The 25,700-nt window shown below is 43.2% G+C and carries 22 protein-coding genes; 6 read left to right on the top strand and 16 right to left on the bottom strand.

Translation table 11 applies throughout. The features are described from left to right. Positions 1 to 234 precede the first annotated feature (234 nt). The 14 genes from ptsG to yceD all read right to left on the bottom strand — a co-directional run bounded on the left by ptsG (position 235) and on the right by yceD (position 12,633). On the bottom strand, positions 235 to 1,665 hold the full coding sequence (gene ptsG, locus MCT08_RS06170) for a PTS glucose transporter subunit IIBC (RefSeq protein ID WP_168786622.1): 1,431 nt from the start codon (positions 1,663 to 1,665) through the stop codon (positions 235 to 237). Between the two features lie 445 nt (positions 1,666 to 2,110). Next, positions 2,111 to 2,878, bottom strand: coding sequence for a TatD family hydrolase (locus MCT08_RS06165; protein ID WP_168786621.1), 768 nt, complete (start codon positions 2,876 to 2,878; stop codon positions 2,111 to 2,113). Next, a complete protein-coding gene (gene holB, locus MCT08_RS06160) occupies positions 2,869 to 3,837 on the bottom strand; it encodes a DNA polymerase III subunit delta' (protein ID WP_168786620.1) in 969 nt (322 codons plus the stop codon). Before holB ends, MCT08_RS06165 begins: the two co-directional genes overlap by 10 nt. Before the next feature lie 10 nt (positions 3,838 to 3,847). Then, positions 3,848 to 4,477: a dTMP kinase gene (gene tmk, locus MCT08_RS06155; RefSeq protein ID WP_168521563.1), complete on the bottom strand. Its 630-nt coding sequence runs from the start codon at positions 4,475 to 4,477 to the stop codon at positions 3,848 to 3,850. Positions 4,478 to 4,479: 2 nt separating this feature from the next. Beyond that, positions 4,480 to 5,490, bottom strand: coding sequence for an endolytic transglycosylase MltG (mltG, locus tag MCT08_RS06150; RefSeq protein WP_053311757.1), 1,011 nt, complete (start codon positions 5,488 to 5,490; stop codon positions 4,480 to 4,482). Beyond that, positions 5,487 to 6,290, bottom strand: a complete 804-nt coding sequence (pabC, locus tag MCT08_RS06145; protein WP_168786619.1) for an aminodeoxychorismate lyase — start codon at positions 6,288 to 6,290, stop codon at positions 5,487 to 5,489. Before pabC ends, mltG begins: the two co-directional genes overlap by 4 nt. A 79-nt stretch (positions 6,291 to 6,369) precedes the next feature. Beyond that, complete coding sequence (gene fabF, locus MCT08_RS06140; protein ID WP_053311923.1) at positions 6,370 to 7,614, bottom strand: beta-ketoacyl-ACP synthase II; 1,245 nt, start codon at positions 7,612 to 7,614, stop codon at positions 6,370 to 6,372. Between the two features lie 91 nt (positions 7,615 to 7,705). Then, positions 7,706 to 7,939: an acyl carrier protein gene (acpP, locus tag MCT08_RS06135; protein ID WP_053311759.1), complete on the bottom strand. Its 234-nt coding sequence runs from the start codon at positions 7,937 to 7,939 to the stop codon at positions 7,706 to 7,708. Between the two features lie 233 nt (positions 7,940 to 8,172). Then, positions 8,173 to 8,907, bottom strand: coding sequence for a 3-oxoacyl-ACP reductase FabG (gene fabG, locus MCT08_RS06130; protein ID WP_053311924.1), 735 nt, complete (start codon positions 8,905 to 8,907; stop codon positions 8,173 to 8,175). A 19-nt stretch (positions 8,908 to 8,926) separates the two neighbouring features. Beyond that, positions 8,927 to 9,850 carry an ACP S-malonyltransferase gene (gene fabD, locus MCT08_RS06125; protein ID WP_168521558.1) on the bottom strand — a complete coding sequence of 308 codons (924 nt, stop codon included), beginning with the start codon at positions 9,848 to 9,850 and terminating at the stop codon, positions 8,927 to 8,929. Between the two features lie 63 nt (positions 9,851 to 9,913). Then, on the bottom strand, positions 9,914 to 10,864 hold the full coding sequence (locus tag MCT08_RS06120; protein WP_053311761.1) for a beta-ketoacyl-ACP synthase III: 951 nt from the start codon (positions 10,862 to 10,864) through the stop codon (positions 9,914 to 9,916). A gap of 5 nt (positions 10,865 to 10,869) precedes the next feature. Then, positions 10,870 to 11,895, bottom strand: a complete 1,026-nt coding sequence (gene plsX / locus MCT08_RS06115; RefSeq protein WP_053311762.1) for a phosphate acyltransferase PlsX — start codon at positions 11,893 to 11,895, stop codon at positions 10,870 to 10,872. Between the two features lie 9 nt (positions 11,896 to 11,904). After that, a complete protein-coding gene (gene rpmF / locus MCT08_RS06110; protein ID WP_053311763.1) occupies positions 11,905 to 12,075 on the bottom strand; it encodes a 50S ribosomal protein L32 in 171 nt (56 codons plus the stop codon). A gap of 33 nt (positions 12,076 to 12,108) precedes the next feature. Further along, the gene (gene yceD / locus MCT08_RS06105; RefSeq protein WP_053311764.1) at positions 12,109 to 12,633 is read right to left on the bottom strand and encodes a 23S rRNA accumulation protein YceD; all 525 of its coding nucleotides are present in this window, start codon (positions 12,631 to 12,633) and stop codon (positions 12,109 to 12,111) included. Between the two features lie 146 nt (positions 12,634 to 12,779). Between yceD and MCT08_RS06100 the strand changes: the two genes are divergently transcribed. Then, entirely contained in the window at positions 12,780 to 13,361 is a 582-nt protein-coding gene (locus MCT08_RS06100) for a Maf family protein (protein ID WP_168521545.1), read from the top strand. 60 nt (positions 13,362 to 13,421) lie between these two features. Here the strand turns inward: MCT08_RS06100 and rluC are convergent, their stop codons facing one another. Beyond that, positions 13,422 to 14,369 carry a 23S rRNA pseudouridine(955/2504/2580) synthase RluC gene (gene rluC, locus MCT08_RS06095; RefSeq protein ID WP_053311925.1) on the bottom strand — a complete coding sequence of 316 codons (948 nt, stop codon included), beginning with the start codon at positions 14,367 to 14,369 and terminating at the stop codon, positions 13,422 to 13,424. Positions 14,370 to 14,983: 614 nt separating this feature from the next. Here rluC and rne point away from each other — a divergent pair. The 3 genes from rne to MCT08_RS06080 all read left to right on the top strand — a co-directional run bounded on the left by rne (position 14,984) and on the right by MCT08_RS06080 (position 20,725). Beyond that, complete coding sequence (rne, locus tag MCT08_RS06090; RefSeq protein WP_274678050.1) at positions 14,984 to 17,923, top strand: ribonuclease E; 2,940 nt, start codon at positions 14,984 to 14,986, stop codon at positions 17,921 to 17,923. Between the two features lie 250 nt (positions 17,924 to 18,173). After that, positions 18,174 to 19,733, top strand: a complete 1,560-nt coding sequence (locus MCT08_RS06085; protein WP_053311767.1) for a SulP family inorganic anion transporter — start codon at positions 18,174 to 18,176, stop codon at positions 19,731 to 19,733. Between the two features lie 116 nt (positions 19,734 to 19,849). Next, positions 19,850 to 20,725: a DMT family transporter gene (locus MCT08_RS06080; RefSeq protein ID WP_053311768.1), complete on the top strand. Its 876-nt coding sequence runs from the start codon at positions 19,850 to 19,852 to the stop codon at positions 20,723 to 20,725. A 113-nt stretch (positions 20,726 to 20,838) separates the two neighbouring features. Here the strand turns inward: MCT08_RS06080 and adhE are convergent, their stop codons facing one another. Beyond that, positions 20,839 to 23,514 carry a bifunctional acetaldehyde-CoA/alcohol dehydrogenase gene (adhE, locus tag MCT08_RS06075; RefSeq protein ID WP_274675292.1) on the bottom strand — a complete coding sequence of 892 codons (2,676 nt, stop codon included), beginning with the start codon at positions 23,512 to 23,514 and terminating at the stop codon, positions 20,839 to 20,841. A gap of 625 nt (positions 23,515 to 24,139) precedes the next feature. On the opposite strand from adhE, the gene MCT08_RS06070 reads away from it, so the two are divergent. Beyond that, positions 24,140 to 24,778: a YchE family NAAT transporter gene (locus tag MCT08_RS06070; protein WP_192076042.1), complete on the top strand. Its 639-nt coding sequence runs from the start codon at positions 24,140 to 24,142 to the stop codon at positions 24,776 to 24,778. A 50-nt stretch (positions 24,779 to 24,828) separates the two neighbouring features. Then, on the top strand, positions 24,829 to 25,692 hold the full coding sequence (locus MCT08_RS06065) for an ion transporter (RefSeq protein ID WP_168521538.1): 864 nt from the start codon (positions 24,829 to 24,831) through the stop codon (positions 25,690 to 25,692). Positions 25,693 to 25,700 lie beyond the last annotated feature (8 nt).

Below are 25,700 nucleotides of genomic sequence, written 5' to 3'. Positions count from 1 at the left end.
AGCAAAGCCCAGTCAAGAATCTCCCACGGTGCAAACATGATGTAAGGCTGAATGATGCGATGGAAAACGTTAACTTCCTCATGCGCTCACACAGTTATACTTAGCAATGCTTGTCATCATCACACCACATACCGAATTTGAGCCTGAAAAATTACGTTAATAGATTGAAATAATTAAAGAAAAGAAAAAGGAGACCGAAGTCTCCTTTATTACCTTATAGGGGATAGATAGTGATTAACCGTGGTTACGGATCCACTCATCCATTTCTGTTTTAAGGTTGTCAGATTTAGTACCGAAGATAGCTTGAACACCACCAGATACTACAACTACACCTGCAGCACCAAGTTGTTTTAACTTCTCTTGGTTAACCGCTTCTGTTTTCGCAACAGAAACACGTAGACGAGTGATACAAGCATCTAAGTTAGTGATGTTCTCTTTACCACCGAATGCAGCAACAAGTTCACCAGCAAGCTCTGTACCTGTAGCAGCAGAAGAAGCTTCTGTTTCATCTTCGCGACCAGGAGTTTTAAGGTCCATGGTACGGATAACAAAAGTAAATACTACGTAGTATAGAACAGCGTAAGCAATGCCAAGACCAACCAGAAGAAGCATGTTTTCAGCACGAGGAGATTGAACAACAAAGTCAATGAAACCGTTAGAGAACGTGTGACCGTGAACAACACCTAGTGAGTTAGTCAATACATATGCAAGACCAGAAAGTACTGCGTGAATTCCGTAAAGTACTGGAGCAATGAATAGGAAAGAGAATTCGATTGGTTCAGTAATACCAGTTAGGAATGAAGTCAAAGCAGCAGACGCCATGATACCCATTACTTTAGCACGGTTTTCAGGCTTAGCACTGTGTGCAATTGCGATAGCAGCAGCAGGAAGACCGAACATTTTGAATAGGTAACCACCAGCAAGCTGACCAAAACCGTTACCCGCAGCACGAGATGCGTCATCAGCAGTCAAGAAACAAGTCATGATACCATTAACTTGTTCACCAGCGTTGTTTACACAGCTACCAGCTTCGTAGAAGAAAGGTACGTTCCAGATATGATGAAGACCAAATGGAATTAATGAACGCTCAACTATACCGTAGATACCAAATGCCGTTACTGGGTTTTGGTTTGCAGCCCAATCAGAGAATGCTGCGATAGCAGAACCTACTGGTGGCCAAATTACAGATAGAATTACACCCAAGCCAATCGCTAGGAAACCTGTAATGATTGGCACTGCACGTTTACCCGCGAAGAAGCCTAAGTATTCAGGTAACTGGATTTTGTAGAAACGGTTGAATGACCAAGCCGCAACACCACCAGCTAGGATACCACCGAGAACACCAGTCTCGATACCATCAACACCCATTACGCTCGCCATTACTTTTAGCGTCGCAACCATGATGCCGTAACCGACAATAGCAGATAGACCTGATACACCATCATTATTAGTGAAACCAAGTGCTACGCCGACAGCAAATAGTAGTGCCATTTGACCAAAGACTGAACCGCCCGCTTGTTCCATCAAGTGTGAAACAACTTCTGGTAGCCAGCTAAAGTTTGCTGCACCTACACCCAGCAAAATACCTGCAACTGGTAAAACTGATACTGGTAGCATCAAAGCCTTACCAACTTTCTGCAGGTTTGCAAAAAGGTTTTTAAACATGTTTATGCTCCTGATTAAGTTATTAGAATTGTTCGGGTTCTAACGGCACACCCCCGTAGCCTAAATGTTAGCACCCAATGAAAATGTAACCACATGTGGCATTATATTTTTCGCCTCTAAATATATATTGATGCCCCTCAAACTTTCTAGTTAGTAACGAAATTTAGTTTCAAAACATTAGCCTGATCACAATGTGTTACAGTTAATGAAAAGCTTTACATGAATACTAACTTTATGTTTTATATGGTTTTTATTAATAACAACATTAATTTTACTACGTAAATTAAATTAACTCGGTTGTTATTTTTAGTAACAAAATTACAATTCCACCTTTAAAGGACAAACTTTCAACAGTTTTAGTAAACAAGGAAGTTTTTATCCATAATCATGACATCAAGCACAAAAAAAAGGAGCTTACACTCCTTTATCATACAAAGTTTAGTTTCTATCGCAAAAAAAGATCTTGGTAGTTTTTGGCGGTTTTTTGTCCAACCTCTTTCAAGGATACACCTTTCAGCTGTGCAATATAGGCAGCAACCTCGACAACATAGGCTGGTTGGTTCTGCTTTCCTCGATGAGGAACAGGCGCAAGATAAGGCGAATCAGTTTCAATAAGCAGCCGTTCAAGAGGCAAAGCTTTAACAACTTCTTTTAATTCTGTAGCCTGCCGGAAAGTGACAATTCCAGAAATAGAAATATAAAAACCTAAGTCCATGGCTGCCTGTGCAAAAGCGAGATCTTCAGTAAAACAGTGAATCACCCCACCACACTTTTCTGCTCTCCCATTTCGCAGCATATCTAATGTATCAGCGCGAGCATTGCGAGTATGAATAATTAGCGGCTTATTCAGTGAAACAGCGGTTTCGATATGCTGGGCAAAACGTAACTTCTGTAGGTCAGCTGTTTCTGGTTGGTAATGGTAATCAAGTCCCGTCTCACCGATCGCCACAACTTTCGGATTTTTAGCATACCTATGGAAACGATCGAGCTCAAATTCACTTTCAACATCTAATGGATGAACCCCACAAGATGCGTGAACATTGTCAAACGGCTCGATCATCTCAAGCATATTGTCGAAAGAATCCAATGTGACACCAACGGAAAGAAGCTGTTTTACATTGGCTTGAGATGCTTTCTCAACTACATCAGCCACACTGGTATGGAGTTCTTCATAATCAAGCTTATCTAAGTGGCAATGTGAATCTACGAACATAATTCCTCATTATTAAAATCAAATAACCAATTCATTGTTAGCAGTTCACAATTGAGACCACTAAAGGCTGTTAGCCTTTCCATTAAGCGTATTAGTGCGTTCGTTTGTCGAAAAAGTACCGGATAAGATATTTGCTTAGCCAGAGAAAAGCTCATTGGTACAAAATCATCTTGCATCAAACCAAACTGAACCTTCTGCGTATCAGTGAGGATAGCCCAAAGCCAAGTTAAATACTTAGATGGTTCATTAGCAATTTGCTTTGCCCAAGCAGATACATCAGCATTAGAATTGGTTAAAACATCTAAAAAACTCTTTTCAAAGGTTTGATATTTATCCAATTCACCAGAATTGACAAAGGCTAAAGTGTTGAGCGGCGAATTTTGGTTAAGATGCGCCACATACGCTGGAATCACTTGTGAGGTTTGCGAACCCAGCCACTGCGATACATCGAGCGAACTTGGCGAAGTCAATAGCGTTTTTTGACAACGGCTAGTAATGGTCGGTAGCAAGTGGTTAATTCGTGAAGCGACCAATATGAAAAAACAGTTTTTGCCTGGAGATTCCAACGTCTTTAAGAGTGCATTCGCTGCTGATTCATTCATTGCGTCAGCAGGTTCAATGATAATAACCCGAGCACCAGACAGTTGAGCTGATTCTTGCGCCAATTTATTACACTGACGTATTTGGTCGACCGTGATCGATTTTCCTTCTTTCTCTGGGAAAATTCGATGAAAATCAGGATGACTGCCAGATTTCATCAGATCACAACTGTGGCAAAAACCACAAGCTTCTATGGGCTGATGTGAACACATCAACGCACCACTAAGACGATCAACTAATTGTTCAGCACCTAGTCCTTTAGGAGAAACGAGTAACGTCGCCGCCGGGAAACGCTGATTGGCAAGGTTGTGTTGCCACTGCTGCCAGTAGCTTGTCAACCAAGGATATAGGGAGTTCATATGCACTATCCTATTGCATTTTCAACCATTGAATTAACGCCGCTTTAATTGCTGCTGCAACGCTTTCTATTGGCTGCTCTGCATCAATAATAGCAACATTTGTCTCTGACTCTGCCAGTTCAAGATAACGACTTCGAGTGCGCTCAAAAAAGCTGATATCCATTTTTTCAATACGATCTAACTCACCACGACCTTTTGCTCGCTCAAGTCCTATACGAGGATCAAGGTCTAAATACAGTGTAAAATCGGGTTTAAAATCACCTAAAGTTACCGCTTTTAAATTACGCATGGTATCGAGAGGGATTTGTCTCCCACCACCTTGGTACGCTTGGGAAGACATATCATGGCGATCACCCACAACCCAGTTACCTGCAGATAATGCTGGCTTAATGACATTCTCAACCAATTGAACTCGTGCTGCGTACATTAGCAACAGCTCAGTCATATCCTGTAATACTTCACCGTCATGTTCTTCTTTTACTAGTGCGCGCATTTTTTCAGCGAGAGCCGTGCCGCCAGGCTCTCGCGTATTGGTGATATTATTAATACCGAACTCTTTTAATGTTTCCGTGATCGCTTGAATAGCAGTACTTTTTCCAGCGCCTTCAAGGCCTTCTACAACAATAAATTTAGCATTCATAATTATTTTCTTAATTGTTTTAAATAGGCGCGAACTGCGCGATTATGTTCGGTTAATGTTTTCGAGAAAACGTGACCACCAGTACCACTGGCTACAAAATACAGGTAGTTACTTTGCTCTGGGTTTAATGCCGCTTTAATGGAATCTTCACCAGCCATCGCTATCGGTGTCGGTGGTAAACCAAAAATAGTATACGTGTTGTAAGGAGTTGGTGTGCGCAAGTCTTTCTTACGAATATTACCATCATAGCTATCGCCCATACCGTAAATAACGGTGGGATCAGTTTGCAGGCGCATACGTTTGTTGAGGCGGTTGACGAAAACCGAAGCAATTCGCTCTCGTTCTGAAGCAATTGCGGTTTCTTTCTCGATAATCGAAGCAAGAATTAACGCCTCATAAGGCGTTTTGAGCGGTAGACTTGCTTGTCGAGATGCCCAATACTTATCAAGTAATGTTTGTAATTTTGCATGTGCACGCTGCAAAATCTCTAAATCAGTGGTGCCAAACGTAAAATGATAGGTTTCAGCGAGGAAAAGACCTTCTAATTTATCTCGGTCAATACCCAACTGTTTTGCAATTTCAGCCTCTGAAAGTGCATTTAAAGTGCTAGTTAAACCTTGAGTCTGTGCAAGTAGTGCTCTCCACTCATTGAAACGACTTCCTTCGACAAACGTAATCGCGAACTGGTGCTCTTTACCATCCACGGCCTTATTTAAGACATCAATCAAAGCCTCTGATGCTAAGATTTGATAAGTCCCCGCTTTAATTTTGGTGAGTTCAGGATGTAGTCTTCTGACTAACTTGCTCAGCGGTGAGTCTGCAATCCAGTTTTTTTCAGACAATATTGTCAAAACACCGTTCAAACTAGTGCCAGATGGGATGGTAATTATTTCAGAGGAATGGATAGCTACCGCTTGGTGCAGATATCCATCCACTTGCTGTTTAATATAGAAATAGCCAGCACTGGTAATGGCGATTACGAGTAAAAGCAATAAGGTAAGTTTTTTTATCACGAGGTGAAACACTCCTGAAAACATCGTGTGTGGTTGCCAAAGGAAAAAGTGGTCGCTGCAATTTTGGTCACAGGTGCGACACCTAAAATGGAGTTAGTGATAAATACTTCATCAGCACTAAGCAGATCATCTAATGAGAACTTATCAATTGAGATCGGCAGATTTAAGTCCTGCGCGATCGATAGCACTCTACGACGAGCAACACCCGCAACACCCGCTTGGTCTAAATTAGGTGTACAGAGTCTATCATTAGTGACCCAAAATATATTTGCAGATGTTGTCTCTATCACATGCCCTAAAATGTCTAATGCCACACCTTCAACATAACCTTGTGCATCCATCTCGGCCTTTAACAATATCTGTTCAAGACGATTATTGTGTTTGTGGCCAGCCAATAATGGGTTAAGACCGAGTCTTTGCCGACAAAGCCCTAGCTCAACTCCACTATCTTTCCAGTCAATGTAGTGCGACGGATAGTCGAAAACCGTGATCGTCACCTTCGGCTCTAGGTTCTGCGTTGGGCTATAACCCCTTCCCCCTTCACCACGACTAACATGAATTTTAACACCTGCGTTGTCGGCAGGAAGCACAACTTGCTCAACCCACGAGGCGACTAGCGACCAGTCTGGAGAGGGAATACCTAACAACAATAAACAGGCGTCCATACGTTCAACATGCCAATGCCAGTATTGGAGCTTTCCATGACAAGATAAAATGGTAGTAAAACAACCATCTCCATACTGGAATGAACGATCGGAGAGGGAAACCGTCTGACTCGGCTGTCCGTTAACCCAAAACATATTCACTACCCTATAAAAAGAAACGGCTCAATGCTAAAGCATCAAGCCGTTTGAACTCAAGTTTCACATCACAACGTCGTTAGATTTTTTTGAAAATCAACGAACCGTTTGTGCCACCGAAACCAAAGGAGTTACAGATCGCATACTCCATACCTTCGACTTTACGAGCAGTATGTGGTACCAGATCAATGCCTAAACCTTCTTCAGGATCATCAAGGTTAATAGTTGGTGGAACAATTTGATCAACCAGTGACATCACCGTGATGATAGCCTCGACTGAACCCGCGGCACCAAGTAAATGGCCTGTCATCGATTTAGTTGAAGAAACCAATACTTGTTTTGAACCTTCTTCACCAAGGGCTCGTTTAACGCCTTTAATTTCAGCCACATCGCCAGCTGGTGTTGATGTACCATGCGCATTCACATAACCGATTTGAGTACCCGTTACGCCAGCATCACGCATCGCCGCTTCCATCGCAAGGGCGCCACCTGAACCATCTTCACTTGGTGATGTCATGTGATAAGCATCACCAGACATACCAAAACCAACAAGTTCAGCGTAAATCTTTGCACCACGAGCTTTAGCGTGTTCGTACTCTTCCAGTACCATCACACCAGCACCATCACCAAGAACAAAACCATCACGGCCTTTATCCCAAGGGCGAGAAGCCTTTTGCGGCTCATCGTTGCGCGTTGACAGTGCTTTCGCAGCGCCAAATCCTGCCATACCCAGTGGAGTTGATGCTTTTTCTGCACCACCAGCCACCATCGCATCTGCGTCACCGTATGCAATCATACGAGCGGCGTGGCCTAGGTTGTGTAAACCTGTCGTACACGCTGTAGAGATGGCAATATTCGGACCACGCAGACCACGCATAATCGACAAGTTACCCGCAACCATGTTGACGATGGTCGATGGTACAAAAAATGGGCTAACTTTGCGTGGGCCTTTTTCTACTAACGATTGATGACCTTTTTCAATAAGGTCAAGACCACCGATACCAGAACCAATTGCCACGCCAATTCTTGGTGCGTTTTCTTCGGTAACAGTGAGACCTGAATCATCAAGGGCTTGAATACCCGCCGCAATACCATACTGGATGAATAAATCCATCTTACGGGCATCTTTTTTAGACATATACGCTTCGCAGTCAAAGTCTTTAACTAGACCAGCGAAACGAGTTGAAAAATTGGTTGCATCAAAATGTTCGATATCAACGATACCACTTTGACCAGCTAGCAGGGCTTTCCAAGAGGATTCTACAGTGTTGCCTACCGGTGACAACATCCCCATGCCAGTGACAACGACACGACGCTTGGACACGATCATATTCTCCGGGATTGAAAGATTCTATGAGAGGTATAGAAGAGTTAGAAAAAACTCAGGCGGCCAGAAGGCCGCCTGGGGAGAGATATTACTGAGCGCTGTTTACGTAGTCGATTGCAGCTTGAACAGTAGTGATCTTCTCAGCTTCGTCATCTGGGATCTCAGTGTCGAATTCTTCTTCTAGAGCCATTACTAGCTCAACAGTGTCTAGAGAATCTGCACCTAGATCTTCTACGAAAGAAGCTTCGTTTTTAACTTCTGCTTCGTCTACACCTAGCTGTTCAACGATGATTTTCTTTACGCGTTCTTCGATGTTGCTCATTTTTTCTTTTCCTTTACAGATTTCGCCTAATGCGATGATTCCGTAGTTTATTCTAACTAGGGAAAGTTGCAAGTGGGTCATTGCTGGTCAAACCACAAATTTAGCGATTTTAACCGAAATTCAGACCATTTTTGACTTAAATCATGCACAAATGTTGCGCATATCACCAGCAAGTTTTACACGATATTGACAATGATAGATGTCTATTTTTGCCAAACCAGTAAAAAACAAGCTTAAACCATGTACATCCCGCCATTTACGTGCAAAGTTTCGCCCGTAATGTACGCAGCTTCAGGAGAAGCTAAAAATACCACTGCTGATGCTATTTCACGCGGGTCGCCTAAACGACCTGATGGTACTTGCGCTAGTGTAGCAGCACGTTGGTCATCATTCAGTGCTTTTGTCATATCAGTTTCAATAAAACCTGGCGCAACTGTGTTAACCGTCACACCACGAGATGCAACTTCTCGCGCCATCGACTTAGTAAAGCCAATCACACCCGCTTTTGCAGCTGCATAGTTGGTTTGACCTGCATTACCCATAGTGCCAACAACCGAACCTACATTGATGATACGACCATTGCGTTTTTTCATCATGCCACGAAGTACCGCTTTAGATAAACGGAAAATAGATGTCAAGTTAGTATCAAGAATATCGGTCCACTCGTCGTCTTTCATACGCATAAGCAGGTTATCGCGAGTAATACCGGCATTGTTTACCAAAATATCTAACGCACCAAACTCTTCATTAATCGCTTTTAATACAGATTCGATCGACTCAACATCAGTAACATTTAGCGCTAAACCTTTGCCTTTATCACCTAAATAGTCACTGATTGCAGCCGCGCCACTTTCACTGGTTGCAGTACCAATAACCGTTGCACCACGTTCAACAAGCAGCTCTGCGATTGCACGGCCAATACCACGGCTTGCACCTGTTACTAGGGCAATTTTACCCTCTAGATTCATCATGTTCTGTTTCCTTCGATTACTTAGCTGCATCAAGAGAAGCAGTGTCATTCACTGCCGCAGCTTCAAGCGTCTTCACGATACGTTTTGTTAAGCCGGTTAAGACTTTCCCAGGGCCAACTTCAAGTAATTTCTCAATGCCTTGCTCGCTCATTAATTGCACGCCTTCAGTCCAACGTACTGGGCTATGTAATTGGCGAACTAATGCATCTTTGATTTTTTCAGGAGTCGTCTCTGTCGCAACATCAACATTATTGATCACTGGGATTTGTGGAGCATTAAATTCAATAGATTCAAGTGCTACAGCAAGTTTCTCAGCGGCTGGCTTCATCAATGCACAGTGAGAAGGCACCGATACTGGCAGCGGTAAAGCGCGTTTAGCACCCGCTTCTTTACACAATGCGCCCGCACGTTCAACCGCATCTTTATTACCCGCAATGACTACTTGGCCTGGAGAGTTAAAGTTAACTGGAGAAACCACTTCACCTTGCGCTGCTGCTTCACACGCTTTGGCAATGGCTTCATCATCAAGACCGATGATAGCTGACATTGCACCGACACCCGCAGGCACAGCTTCTTGCATCAGTTGACCACGTAGTTCAACCAATTTGATTGCTTGCTTAAAGTCAATAACACCTGCACAAACTAAAGCCGAATACTCACCTAAACTGTGTCCAGCAAGCAGCGTTGGCTGCGCCAAACCCAAACTTTGCCATACGCGCCAAATCGCTACTGATGCTGCCAGCAACGCAGGTTGTGTACGGAACGTTTGATTGAGGTCTTCAGCAGGACCATTTTGCACCAATGCCCATAAGTCATAACCTAGCACTTCAGAGGCTTCAGCAAATGTTTGTTGAACAACATCATATTGCTGCCCAAGTTCAGCAAGCATACCCACTGTTTGTGAGCCTTGACCTGGAAATACGATAGCAAACTTGCTCATTGTTTGTTTCCTTAAGTAAAAATAAGGAGTTATAGCAACTCCTTAAAATAGATATTTGTTACGTTAAAATTTAACGAGTGCCGAGCCCCAGGTGAAACCACCACCAAACGCTTCTAATAACAGTGTCTGACCACGCTTAATACGGCCATCACGCACCGCTTCATCAAGTGCCGTTGGTACTGTCGCCGCCGAAGTATTACCATGACGATCCAGTGTGATAACCACCTGGTCCAGAGACATCGACAACTTCTTCGCCGTCGCGGAAATAATGCGGTAATTAGCTTGGTGAGGAACCAACCAGTCTAGCTCTGACTTATGCATATTATTGGCTTCTAGGGTATCTTTCACTAACTTAGATAGCTGAGTAACTGCAACCTTGAAGACTTCATTACCGGCCATATACAACCACTTATCGACATCACCAGTACGCTCTGGAACTGGCAAACTCAATAAGTCACCAAACGCGCCATCTGAGTATATATGAGTCGAAATGATACCCGGCTCTTCACTCGCACCAACGACCACAGCGCCCGCACCATCACCAAATAAAATAATGGTAGAGCGGTCTGTTGGATCACACGCTTTTGACAATGCATCAGCGCCGATAACCAGAACATTTTTACACATGCCGGATTTAATATGTTGGTCTGCAACCGACAAAGCATAGACAAAACCAGAACACGCAGCCGCTAAGTCAAAAGCAGGACAACCTTTGATGCCAAGTTTTCCTTGCACCTGACAAGCAGATGAAGGGAAAGTATGGCTGCTACTGGTAGTGGCAACAATAATCAAATCGATATCGTTTTTATCAATGCCCGCCATTTGGATGGCGTTTTGTGCAGCATAGAAAGCCATATCAGCCACGGTTTCGTCGTCAGCTGCAATGCGTCGTTCGCGAATACCTGTGCGTGCTACGATCCACTCGTCACTTGTCTCTACCATTTTCTCTAAGTCTGCGTTAGTACGCACCTGAGATGGCAAGTAGCTGCCAGTACCTAAAATTTTGCTATACATGAAGACTAATAATGCCTCTCGAGTAAAACCGCTTCCAAACGATCGCTTATACGGCTGGGTACTTGTCGTTTGACCTCGTGTACCGCTTCGGAAATTGCATTTACGACAGCGGATACATCAGCACTTCCATGACTTTTTATGACAATGCCGCGCAATCCTAGCAAACTTGCACCGTTATACTGGTCGGGGTTCAATGTTTTTAGTTCAGTAAATAGTTCAGAAAACAGTATTCGTGCGATCCAACCCTTTATGGATGAGGCCAATAACTTGGCTTTTAACTTATCAATAAAGAGTTGTGCAGTACCTTCACACGCTTTTAAACATACGTTTCCAACAAAACCATCGCATACGATGACGTCAGCGACATCATCTAATAATTGGTTACCTTCAATATATCCAATATAGTTTACCGCTTGGGTTTGGTTGAGCATTTCAGCACAACGTTTCACCAAGTCATTGCCTTTGATTTCTTCCGCACCGATATTAAGAATTGCGACGCGAGCTGGGCGGCCTAAGTGCTGCTCAGCTAATGCACTCCCCATCACTGCAAATTGAAACAAAGAATCCGCATCACTCGATACATTAGCACCGAGATCAAGCATCCAAGTACGATTACCCGATGTCGTGGGTAACGCAGAAACCAATGCAGGTCTATCAATTCCGGGGAGAAGCTTCAAACGGAAACGAGAAAGCGCCATTAAAGCGCCAGTATTACCACCACTAACACAAGCATCCGCTTGACCGTCAGCGACGAGATCAATGGCAATACCCATTGAGCTACCCGCACTATTTCTTAATGCTAACGACGGTTTTTCAGAGTTAGAGATGACTCGGTCACTATGCGAAATACTCAAACGAGCATTAGGTTCGTAACCTATTTGAGATAATTGACGTGCTATCGCAGGCTTATCACCAACGAGGATCACTTTGAGCTCTGGGAAATGCGACAGTGCCTGCACGGCGGCAGGCACTGTAACGCGAAGACCGAAGTCCCCGCCCATTGCATCAAGTGCAACGGTTAAATATTGCAAAGGTCAACCTTACTTGTTGATAACCTTTTTGCCACGGTAGTAACCGTCAGCAGTCACGTTGTGACGTAGGTGAGTTTCACCTGATGTTGCATCTACAGAAAGTGAAGCTGTAGTTAGTGCATCGTGTGAACGACGCATGCCACGACGTGCGCGTGATTTTTTGCTCTTTTGTACGGCCATTGACCCTACTCCTTTGTCTTAACTTACAACGAATTATCGTTTTAAGTTTTTTAAAACATCAAATGGATTCGGTTTCTCTTCCACAACATCTTCCGGAAGTTCACCAAATACCAAATTATTTGAGTTAACGCTACAATCCGCGTCATCGTGCATTGCTACTTGAGGCAAGTTAATGATGAACTCATCTTCAACTAACTGTACAAGGTCGACTTCACCGTACTCATTCAGATCTACCAAATCGTACTCTTCCGGTGCGTCTTCATCAGTTTTACTACCTAAATAAGGAGTATAAATGAATTCAACTTCGCACTCATGTGCGAAAACCTCATTACAGCGTTGACATTCTAAATCAACTTCGATGTTAGCTTTACCAGAGATAACAACGAGTCGCTGTTCATCAAGCCCAAATGACAATGAAACTTGAGCGTCGCGTTTTACGCTTGCAACCGATTCTTCTAAACGCTTGAAAAGACTAGATTGGATGATGCCATCATAGTCGAGTCGTTTCTGAGCAGCTTTAGCCGGATCAACCGAGCGCGGTATTTTTACCTTTTGCATAGGGCGCGAATATATCTTCCAAATCTATTTTAGTCAAAGAAAAAGACAAAAAAGTTAGCTTTTTTACCCTTTCCACAGCGAGAATTATGTATAGCAACCGTTGTTGATATATGCTGCTACAAAACTCCCAGCGATTCTAAATCAAAATGCAAAATTACCAACTAGTTTTAGCGTCAACATCCCCTTTTCGGCAGCAATTACTTAAAAAGCTCGGTTTGCCATTTGTCACCGCTTCTCCTCAATGTGATGAAACAGCGCATCAGGGGGAATCTCCGCAAGCCTTAGTTACTCGATTAGCTGAAGAAAAAGCACGCTCTTGCACAATAGACCAAGCCAGTTTAGTTATCGGTTCAGATCAAGTCTGCGTCATTAACGGCGAAATCGTAGGTAAACCTCATACCAAAGAACAAGCCATCGCCCAGCTTCTTAAACAAAGTGGTAAGGCAATAACCTTTTATACTGGGCTTGCTCTATACAATTCGTGTAGTAATACATGCTTGGTAGACATTGATACGTTTATCGTTCATTTTAGAAACCTTTCGCTGGAAATGGCAACAGCTTACGTTGAAAAAGAACAGCCCCTGCAATGTGCTGGCAGCTTTATGAGTGAAGGTCTTGGTATTGCTTTATTTGAACGTTTAGAAGGTGATGACCCAAATACATTAGTCGGATTACCACTCATAAAACTGGTCAAATTGCTTGAGTCGCAAGGTGTGAATATATTGTAAGCGCGCTGTTTTTAGCAAAAAATCCGTGTTCACTCCATTGCCGAGTCAACACGGGTATTTTTAAGCATTTCGCAGTTTAGCTAAGACTTGTTCTAACTGATTATCTAGTGGGGCGTTAATGTCCATTTGCTCTTCAGTTGCAGGATGGATAAAACGAATATTGGCCGCGTGTAAAAACAGCCTATCTAGACCAACTTGTCCTGTATAAGCGTCAAATCGACGATCGCCATAACGATCATCCCACGCAATTGGATGCCCAGTATATTGAGTGTGAACACGAATTTGGTGTGTTCGGCCAGTAATTGGGCTCGCCTGTAGCAAGGTTGCTTGCTCAAATTGCTCTAGGATTTTAAAGCGAGTCTCAGATGGCTTACCATTTGGATTAACGCGCACGATACTATTTATTTCATTTTTTAGTAATGGTGCATTGACCACTTTACAGCTACGCTTCCATTGCCCCATCACCAATGCGAAATAGTATTTTTGAACTGTTTTTTCTCGAAATTGAGCTTGAAGATGGCGTAAAGCCGAACGCTTTTTCGCTACCAACAAAATACCAGACGTATCTCTGTCAATACGATGCACCAACTCTAAGAAACGAGCCTCAGGGCGCAGCGCACGCAGCGCTTCTATTGCGCCAAATTTCAAGCCGCTCCCACCATGTACTGCCGTGCCAGACGGTTTATTGAGGATCAAAACATGGTCATCTTCAAAGATAATGCAATGCTCTAACTCAGCCACTTTGTTCAGTTTAGTGTTAGGTGCTGTGGTTTCGTTGGCTGACTGCTCAATATTGACCGGTGGAATACGCACCACATCGCCAGCGCACAGTTTATACTCTGCTTTGATCCGTTTTTTGTTTACACGCACCTCCCCTTTACGCAGGATGCGATAAATCATACTTTTAGGAATTGTTTTTAATTGGTTGCGCAAGAAGTTATCAATGCGCTGACCAGCCATATCTTCATCTATGTCGATGAGTTGGACTTGGGTTCTAATTTCGCTCATAGCGGTATTGTAACACTGTGAATCGCGTAAATTCATATTTTCTTAGCAAGAGAAATATATTTTCATCGCTTATTCACCCTTAAATTGATGATAATTGCATCAACCAAAATGCGACTGTGGATAAAATTAATAATTACTCAGTAAAATCCCCCACTTAAAGTAGATAAAACTCTTTTAAAACAGACAACTAACAATATCACTTTTACGCCTATTTCCTTTTTTTTGACCTGTTCATAACAAAGCAGATTGCTGTGTTTACCTGTCACTGCTATAGTTCACAGCTGCAATGGATGAATTGGTGATTTTTTATTCTTTACCGTTCATTTTAGAGCAAAATAGTGAGTAGACAGCTAAGCGTCAGTGTGCTGCATATGGCGTAAGACACTATTGAGCGAAGCTATCTTGTTGCTCTACTCATCGTCATTTCATGTTGAGTAATTTCCGCCATATATGCGGATCGCAGGCAATCGTGTGCGTGTGATAACTGAAGTGCCCTAGAGCATCCCCTCCAGCCGGGAGGCTGCACCTTTAAGTCATGGGATCTGGCACCGTGAAAACGAACCGAAGCAACAAGATCAATAATCAAAACTAAAGAAAGATAACGAGATTTTTAAATGAAAAGAATGTTAATTAACGCCACTCAAAAAGAAGAGTTGCGTGTTGCGTTGGTAGATGGCCAGCGACTTTTTGATCTAGACATCGAGAGTCCAGGACATGAATCCAAAAAAGCGAATATCTATAAAGGACGTATCACCCGTGTTGAACCAAGTTTAGAAGCTGCTTTTGTAGATTACGGCGCTGAACGTCACGGCTTCCTTCCTCTCAAAGAAATTGCTCGCGAATACTTCCCAGAAGGTTATACCTATCAAGGCCGCCCAAGCATTAAAGAAGTGCTTAGAGAAGGTCAAGAAGTCATTGTTCAAGTAGAAAAAGAGGAGCGAGGTAGCAAAGGCGCTGCGTTAACTACTTTTGTTTCTCTTGCTGGCAGTTACTTAGTTCTGATGCCGAACAACCCTCGTGCTGGCGGTATTTCACGCCGTATCGAAGGCGATGAGCGTACCGAACTAAAAGCAGCACTAAGTACTCTTGAATTACCTCAAGGTATGGGTTTAATTGTTCGTACGGCAGGCGTAGGCAAAAGCGCAGAAGAACTTGAGTGGGATCTAAACGTTCTGCTTAACCACTGGAGTGCAATTAAACAAGCCTCAGAACTGCATCCTGCACCATTACTTATCCACCAGGAAAGTAACGTTATTGTACGTGCCATTCGCGACTATTTACGCCGCGACATCGGCGAAATCCTCATTGATAGCAATACTATTTATGAACGTGCTCTTGAGCATATTCAGTTAGTGCGCCCAGATTTTGTCAGCCGTGTTAAAAAATACGATGGTGAAGTGCCACTATTTAGTCATTACCAAATCGAAAGCCAAATTGAGTCGGCTTTCCAACGAGAAGTTCGCCTACCATCTGGTGGTTCGATCGTCATCGACCCGACTGAAGCACTGACCTCTATTGATATCAACTCTGCTCGCGCTACTAAAGGCGGAGATATTGAAGAAACGGCTCTCAATACCAACTTAGAAGCTGCAGACGAAATTGCTCGCCAATTGCGCCTACGTGATTTAGGTGGTCTAGTCGTTATTGACTTCATTGATATGACTCCAGTGCGCCATCAACGTGAAGTTGAAAACCGCTTACGCGATGCTGTTCGCCTTGACAGAGCTCGAGTTCAAATTGGTCGTATTTCTCGCTTTGGTCTGCTTGAAATGTCTCGCCAACGTCTAAGCCCATCACTAGCAGAGGCAAGCCATCATATCTGTCCTCGTTGTTCTGGTACTGGTGTTGTTCGTGATAATGAATCTCTAGCGCTATCTGTACTACGTTTGATCGAAGAAGAAGCGTTAAAAGATAACACTGCGCAAGTTTTAGCGGTGGTACCAGTTCCTATCGCCTCTTACTTGCTGAATGAGAAACGCCGCTCTATCAGTCATATCGAACGCATCCAAGAAGTTAATATCACTATTGTTCCAAATTCTGATATGGAAACTCCTCATTTCGAGGTTATCCGTGTTCGTGAAGGTGAAGAGCAAGACATCCTGTCTTATATGGTACCTAAAAAACTTGAAGCTCTAAAAGAAGCCGAAAGTAAAGAACCTTCAGAGGCAGATTTCAGACCAAAACGCATTGAAGAGCCAGCTCTGAAAGGCTTTGCTGCACCAGTGCAAGCAGCCCCAGCTCCAGCACCAAAAGCGGCTCAACCTGTTGTAAAAGAAAACGTGGTTGAAGAAAGTGCTAAACCTGGTTTATTCAGTCGTATATTTAAAGCTATCGGCAGCCTATTCTCTGCACCTGTTGAAGAAAAGAGCACAGAAAAAGAGCAAGAAAAACCAGAAAACAAACGTAGCCAGCAACCACGTCAACGTCGTGACCGCAACGACCAACGTCGCCGCAATAACCGCGATAATGCTAATCGTGACAAGAATAAGCGCAAGCCTGTTGCTGCTGAAAGTACTTCTGAAAAAGAAGTAACTCCGGCTGAACAGAGCAAACCGCAAACTCGTAAACCACGACAAGATCGTCGTAATAAGCGCGATGACCTAAAAACAGAAAAACTTGCAGAACAAGGTCAGCAACTTGCAGTAGAAGCACAACAAGCTGAACAAAAAGATGTTAAGACCGAAGAAAAAACGGCCAAAGTTAAAGAACGCCGTCAGCGCCGTAAACTGAATAAACAAGTTCGAGTGAAAGATCAAGCCGCTGCAAAAGAAACAGTAGTAGCCATCACTTCACAAGATACAGCGACTGTTGCTGAAGCCATCGAAACTGTGAAAGCCGAGTCAGTCAAAGCCACTGAGCCAACAACGGTTGTGTCTGATGATGCCAATAACAAAGATGAGCAAAATCAGCGCCGTAATCGTCGTTCACCTCGTCACTTACGTGCAAGTGGTCAACGCCGTCGTCGCGGTCGTGACCGTCGCCCTAACCCATTCCGCCTTCGTAAAGGTGGAGTTGCATCACCAGAAATGGCGATGGGTAAAGTGATGCCTCGTTATGACCTAGCTAAAGCTCCAGCTCAAGCACCTCGCCAAGAAGAGAAAGTTGAAGCTCCGATTGTTGAAGCCGTAGCAACAGTTGTAGCAGATACTACCACTAAGGTCATCGGTGGCTTCGCATGTCCAGAAATGGCAATGGGCAAAGTGATTATTCGCAGCGCCGCAGAACCAAAAGCTGAAACGCCAGTACAAGCACCTGTTGAGGTTGTTGTTGAAACACCACAACCAGTGGAAGTAGCTGAAATAACGACGGTAAAAGAAGTTAAAACTCCAGAACCGGTTGAAAAACCAGCGGCAACTTCAAACATTTCACTACCTAAAATTATTAAAGCTCATGCTTGTGCACCGATGGCAAAAGCGCCAGGTTCAAACGAACTAAAAGAGATTGAAGTGGTTTCGGCTCCATTGCGTTCAGAACGCTATGAAGCTCGTGGTGCAGGCAGTCAAGTTGCCCGTAGCCAAGCAGGCTCAGCAATGAGTAAACCTCAAAGCATTTAGCATTAGCTATACCATCGAAAGGGCTGCTTTATTGCAGCCCTTTTTATTTATCTCGAGGAAACTATTTACCACAAACATGATTCAATACTTGCTTCATTATTGAACTTAATCACAGTTTTCTGTAGCATTCCCCGCTTCGAGCCGACGACGTTTCTCTTACTCCATTGCTCTTTTTTAATACATTTTGCTTGGGTTACATTTAAGAGTGGACGGTTGGACTACATTCATTATTCGCAAACACTGAGTACTCATGTTCGAATTTCCAAAATTTTCTAAGCACTCTGTAAAAAATGATGTGCTTTCTGGTTTAACCGTTGCCCTTGCTCTGGTTCCAGAAGCTGTAGCTTTTGCCTTTGTCGCTGGTGTTGACCCAATGGTTGGACTATATGCCGCCTTTATTGTTGGTCTGATCACTTCTATTTTTGGCGGCCGCCCTGGTATGATTTCTGGCGCAACTGGCGCTATGGCCGTGGTAATGGTAAGCCTAGTTGCAACCCATGGTGTCCAATATCTTTTTGCGGCAATCTTATTTGCAGGGCTGCTGCAAATTACCGCTGGTATCTTCAAGTTAGGTAAGTTTATTCGCATGGTGCCTCACCCTGTGATGATTGGCTTCGTCAATGGCTTGGCAATTGTGATCTTCTTAGCTCAACTTGGTCAATTTAAAGCGCCAGATTTATCGGGGGCACTTAGTTGGTTGCCAAGCGATCAAATGTTCCTAATGCTGGGGCTGGTTGCTCTAACCATGGCGATTATTCATTTCTTACCTAAACTAACAACAGCCGTCCCTTCTTCGTTAGTGGCTATTGTGACCATCACGCTATTGGTCCAAGGTCTGGGTTTAGACACTCGAACTGTGGTGGATTTCTTACGCACAATGTCTGGAAATGAAGCAGCAACGCTTGCTGGTACCTTACCAACATTCGCAATTCCAAGCGTACCGTTCACTTGGGAAACGCTACAAATCATTCTTCCTTATTCAATTATTTTAGCCGCGATCGGTTTAATTGAATCCTTGCTTACACTTACAGTATTGGATGAAATGACAAACACTCGCGGCCAGTCAAACCGTGAATGTGTCGGTCAAGGTTTAGCTAATGTCACTTGTTCAATGTTTGGCGCAATGGGTGGTTGTGCGATGATCGGTCAATCGATGATCAACGTAAACTCGGGCGGTCGCGGACGCCTATCTGGTATAGTGGCGGCAGTGATGCTGTTGTGCTTTATTTTATTCGCTTCAGCACTGATTGAGATGATCCCGCTAGCTGCACTGGTTGGTGTGATGTTTATGGTCGTGATTGGAACCTTCGAATGGGCAACGTTTAAACTTGCTCGCCGCGTACCGAAGCAGGACTTCTTTGTCATTGTATTGGTAACGGTAGTAACGGTACTCACTGATTTAGCCATCGCTGTGGCAGTCGGTGTGATTACATCAGCACTCATGTTTGCATGGGAACACGCAAAACATATTTACGCCAGTAGCCAAATCAATGCTGAAGGCTCTAAGGTTTATCATATTAATGGACCTATCTTCTTTGGCTCTGCAGCAAACTTCCTTGAGTTATTTGATGCACAAAACGACCCACAGGATGTCATCGTTGATTTCGCACGCTCACGAGTAGCTGACCATTCAGCAATTGAAGCCATTGAAACGATCGCCGAAAGATATACTGCGCTTGGGAAAACGTTGCATTTACGACATTTAAGCCAAGATTGTCGAGCTCTGTTACATAAAGCAGGTAGCTTGGTTGAAATTAATGTAAAAGAAGATCCTAGCTACAAAGTTGCCACCGATGTTTTAGCTGGCTAACTTACACATCTTCTCTTAAGAATAAGGCTTCCGATGGAAGCCTTATTACTTTTCACTTGCTGAAGATTCCAGCGTCCCATAGCATGATGTTCTTGCATCATGGACTGGACTATTCAATGAATTGGATTTTTTTCACCTTTCTGGCTGCTTTTATGCAGTCTTGGCGTAACGCATTCCAAAGCCGCCTCGCTGGTGAAGTAAGCACCACCGGCGTCACCCTTGCTCGTTTTTTATGGGCTAGCCCAATTGCAGCACTCTATCTTGCTTTTTTGTATGGCTTACAACCGACCGTAATGCCTACCTTTTCATCTACATTCATTACCTTTATTGTCGCTGCTGCGCTGATGCAAATTGTCGCAACTGCACTGATGGTTAAATTATTTAAGTTTAATAACTATGCAGTCGGTGCAGGTCTAGCAAAAAGTGAAGCACTAGTCGCCGCAATTTTAGGCATGATATTTTTTGGTACTAACTTATCGTTTTGGGGCTGGTTAGGCGTCATCATCGGTGGGGTCGGGGTTTTCTTAATGAGCACTCAGGGCAACCTGCGACAAATGTCGCTAATGACCATTTTACTAGGACTAGGAAGTGGTAGTGCTTTTGCTCTTACCTCGTTGTGGATACGCGAAGCAAGCTTATCACTTGGGCTACCATTTCCTCACAGCGCTGCCTGGGTGTTGTTACTGGTTATCTCACTACAAACCTTGCTACTCACTACTTATCTATTCATTGTAGACAAACACACCTTAACGCAGTTATGGATACGTCCTAAACTCACTTTATTAACCAGTACAAGCAGCTGTATTGGCTCAATTGGTTGGTTTAGCGCCATGTCATTGCAAGCAGTTCCTTACGTAAAAACACTCGGGCAAATTGAAATATTTTTTACGATGCTCATTTCTGTGTTTTGGCTAAAACAAAAAATAAAGATAAAAGATGGGTTTGGACTCATGCTTGTTGCTCTTGCTGCCATTTTGGTAATGTGGGGATAAAGCAATAAGCATAACCACACGATAATTAGAAATAAAAAAGCCCTACCAAATGGCAGGGCTCATGATTACTAGAGATGTTACGTGCTAGCGAAAACAACTCATAAAAGTATTACTTACTTTTTAGCTTTCTTTGCTTTTGGCTCTTCAGTTTTCTTAATTACTGTAGTGCCTTCAAACGTTTCGCCTTCAACGAATGCTTTACCGTAGTAAGAAGCGGTTAGAACTTCTTTCAACTCACTGATTAGTGGGTAACGTGGGTTAGCACCTGTACATTGGTCATCAAACGCTTCAACTGATAGTTGGTCTAGTTTCGCTAGGAAGTCAGCTTCTGGAACACCAGCTGCTTGAATTGATAGCGGGATATCTAGTGCAATTTTCAGCTCTTCCAACCATGCTAGTAGACGTTCAATCTTCTGAGCAGTACGGTCACCAGCTTGGCTTAGTCCTAAGTGGTCAGCAACTTCAGCATAACGACGACGAGCTTGTGGGCTTGCGTACTGAGAGAATGCCGTTTGTTTAGTTGGGTTATCGTTCGCGTTGTAACGTACAACGTTAGAGATAAGTAGTGCGTTAGCTAGGCCATGTGGTACGTGGAATTCAGCACCGACTTTGTGAGCCATTGAGTGACACACACCTAGGAAAGCATTCGCAAACGCAATACCAGCGATAGTAGCCGCATTGTGTACTTTTTCACGAGCGATTGGGTCGTTTGCACCATTTGCGTAGCTAGATGGTAGGTACTCTTTAAGCATCTTAAGTGCTTGTAGAGCTTGACCGTCTGAGTATTCGTTCGCTAGAACTGACACATAAGCTTCTAGTGCGTGAGTTACTGCATCGTAACCACCAAACGCAGTTAGAGACTTAGGCATGTTCATAACAAGGTTCGCATCAACGATAGCCATGTTAGGAGTTAGTTCGTAGTCAGCTAGTGGGTATTTAGCACCAGTTTTATCGTCTGTAACAACCGCGAATGGTGTAACTTCTGAACCTGTACCTGAAGTTGTAGTAATACATACAAGCTCAGCTTTTTGACCCATTTTAGGGAACTTGTAGATACGTTTACGGATATCCATAAAGCGCATTGCTAGTTCTTCAAAGTGAGTTTCTGGGTGCTCGTACATAACCCACATAATTTTAGCTGCATCCATTGGTGAACCACCACCTAGAGCAATAATTACGTCTGGTTGGAAGCTCTTCATTGCTTCAGCGCCTTTCTCTACGATTGATAGAGTAGGATCTGCTTCTACATCAAAGAATGTTTGAACTTCAATGCCTTGAGCTTTAAGAAGTTTAACGATTTCATCCGCGTAGCCGTTGTTGAATAGGAAACGGTCAGTTACTAGGAATGCACGTTTCTTACCTTCAAGATCGCTCATTGCGATTGGAAGGCTACCACGACGGAAGTAGATAGACTTAGGTAGTTTGTGCCACAACATATTTTCAGCTCGCTTCGCTACGGTTTTCTTGTTGATAAGGTGCTTAGGACCTACGTTCTCAGAGATAGAGTTACCACCCCATGAACCACAACCAAGAGTTAGAGAAGGTGCAACGTTAAAGTTGTAAAGGTCACCGATACCACCATGAGTAGTTGGGATATTTACAAGAATACGTGCTGTCTTCATTTTGTCGCCGAAGTAACGAATGCGATCAGCATTGATGTCTTGGTTAGTGTACAGGCCTGATGTGTGACCGATACCGCCAATCTCAACCATTTTCTCAGCTTGCTCTACTGCGTTTTCGAAAGAAGACGCGCGGAACATACCAAGAGTTGGAGACAATTTCTCATGAGCGAATTCGTCATCGTAAGAAACTTCACCAATACCTTCACCAACAAGGATCTTAGTATCAGCAGGTACTTTAACGCCAGCCATTTCAGCGATTGCTGTTGCAGGTTGACCTACAATTTTCGCGTTTAGTGCACCGTCGATAAGCAGTACTTTACGTACCTTATCAGCGTCAGCTTTGCTTAATACATGAGCTTTATGAGTTGCGAAACGCTCTTTCACTTCATCATAAACTTCATCCATAACGATAACCGCTTGCTCAGAAGCACAAACTACACCGTTATCAAATGTTTTTGACATAAGAACAGAAGCTACTGCACGTTTAATATCCGCAGTTTCATCAATAACAACAGGAACGTTACCTGCACCAACACCGATAGCTGGCTTACCAGAAGAGTAAGCAGCTTTAACCATGCCTGGACCACCAGTTGCAAGGATAAGAGCAATGCCATCGTGCTTCATAAGTGCATTAGAAAGCTCTACAGACGGTTGATCAATCCAACCAATGATGTCTTTTGGTGCACCTGCTGCTACTGCTGCATCCAAAACAAGTTTCGCTGCATCGTTAGTTGAGTTCTTAGCACGTGGGTGTGGTGAGAAGATGATGCCGTTACGAGTTTTAAGAGAGATTAGAGATTTGAAGATAGCGGTAGAAGTTGGGTTAGTGGTTGGAACGATACCACAGATAATGCCAACTGGTTCAGCGATAGTCATTGTGCCGAACTCTTCGTTTTCTTCAAGAATGCCACACGTTTTTTCGTCTTTGTATTTGTTGTAAATGAACTCAGACGCAAAGTGGTTCTTGATTACTTTATCTTCAACAATACCCATGCCAGATTCTGCTACCGCTTGTTGCGCTAGAGGAATACGAGCTTGGTTAGCTGCTAATGATGCTGCGCGGAAAATTTTATCTACTTGCTCTTGAGAGTAAGTAGCGAATTCTGCTTGAGCTGCTTTTACGCGAGCTACGAGTGCATCAAGTTCAGCCAAATTTGTTACAGGCATAGTGGATCTCCTAAAAATAGAAAAATTAAAAACTCTTTATTAAGCACACAGTCTCTAAGGGTTAATTCTCTCAATGACTTAAGTAATCGTAGACTTAGTAAATTGCTTTCAGGACTGAGTATAATATTTCAGGGTATGAAAAAAATTGACTCAGATCAGTTCTGAAAAATTAATTACCCACTTAGGGGTAAAGTCCAACAAAAACAATAATTAAATCATTGAAAAATAAAAACAAAACAACAATGAGTCACATGATTAAAAAAGCTTCATTTGAACAACAAAAAATTTAAAAGCTAAAACATTTTGTAAAAAAGTTTCATTTTTGAACAATACAGGCAAAATTCATCGCCTTTTACGTGCTACTAACAGTATATCGACTATCGCTTTAAGCACCACCGACAGCTCTATATTTTATTAAAAATGTGCAGATGTTAACAATTGTGTAAAAACTAACACCATTAGCCCTCATGTCAAAAACAATTCACAAACATTACCTGTGTCGAATTAGTTTTTCTCAGCAATGAAACGCCAATAACTTTAGTTTTTTTCATTCGTGATATTCTCTGGTTTGGCTTACATTACGTACGAAATATTTCATCTAAGTGATCGCTCCGAGACTGACGCCATGCAAACCATTGAGCTAGCCATTTTCTTACAGTTTTTCTTAGGTTTAGTCGCCGCAGTTAACCCTGTCGGTATTATGCCTATTTTTGTGTCCCTAACGGGGCACATGACACAAGAAGAAAAGCACAAAACAGCCGCTACTGCGAATATTGCTGTTGCTGTGATCTTAATTGTTTCACTTCTCGCTGGGCAGCTTCTTTTAGATATGTTCAGTATCTCACTCGACTCATTCCGTGTTGCCGGTGGTCTGCTTTTGTTAAGCATCGCGTTTTCAATGATGAGTGGTAAGTTAGGTGAAGATAAGCAGAACAAACAAGAGAAATCGGAATACATTAGCCGCGAGCAAATTGGGGTAGTACCTCTTGCCATGCCATTAATGGCTGGCCCAGGCGCCATCAGTTCGACCATCGTTTATGGTTCGCGTTATCCAAGCCTGTTTGATACCGTCGGGATCGCCATTACCATTGTTGTGTTTAGTTTGTGCTCATGGATGCTGTTTCGCTCAGCGCCATACATTGTCAGGCTGCTAGGTCAAACAGGGATTAACGTGATCACACGGATTATGGGCTTAATTCTCGGTGCACTTGGTATCGAGTTCATCGCTAACGGATTAAGAAACTTGTTCCCAGGATTGGCGTAACACTCTATTAACGCTATGATATTGCGACCAACCTACTGTGTCGCAATATCATGTCTCAGCAATCTATTAAGCATCACCTTTACATCATCATCTTTGGTACTCATACCAAAGCGGGCCGGGCTTTTGATTTATCACTGATCATTGCAATCATGATATCTCTATCGATACTCATTTTGGAGTCAATCCCCGAAGTAGCTCAGGTATGGGGATCATGGCTACGATATGGTGAGTATGCATTTACCACGCTGTTCACACTCGAATACCTGCTGAGGTTGTACTGTTCACCAAAGCCTAGTGCTTACGCAAAAAGTTTTTATGGCGTTGTAGACCTTCTTGCTATTCTGCCTACGTATATTGCATTTTTCTTCCCTGGCGCCTCGTTTATGGGCGTAATTCGCCTACTGCGTGTGTTGCGTATTTTCCGCATCCTCAAGCTGGTTCGTTATTTACAAGATTCAAATATTTTGCTTCGTTCATTAATGATGGCAAAAAGAAAAATATTCATATTTTTCAGTGCAGTTGCCATTCTTGTGACTATATTTGGCGCGTTAATTTTTGTGATTGAAGGGCCAGAGCACGGATTTAACAGCATACCCGAAAGTATTTACTGGGCGATTGTGACGATTACCACCGTTGGTTATGGCGATTTGGTTCCCAAAACTGCACTAGGCCAAGGTATTGCTGCAATGACGATGCTATTAGGGTATTCGATTCTGGCAGTACCAACCGGCATCATTACCGCTGAACTGAATAATGAAATGCACTCACACCGCCAGTTAGTCAAATGCCCAAATTGTTCACAAAGCGGTCATGAATCAGACGCCTTATTTTGCAAGCATTGTGGTAGCCAACTAGCAGATCCAGAGAAGAGAGTCGTTCCAATTGAGAGCCATCAAAAAGAAGAGCGCCTTTAGGCGCTCTC

It is taken from the genome of Vibrio aestuarianus (assembly GCF_028858425.1).
Lineage (GTDB): Bacteria > Pseudomonadota > Gammaproteobacteria > Enterobacterales > Vibrionaceae > Vibrio > Vibrio aestuarianus.
This window is presented reverse-complemented; position numbering and strand designations above follow the sequence as displayed.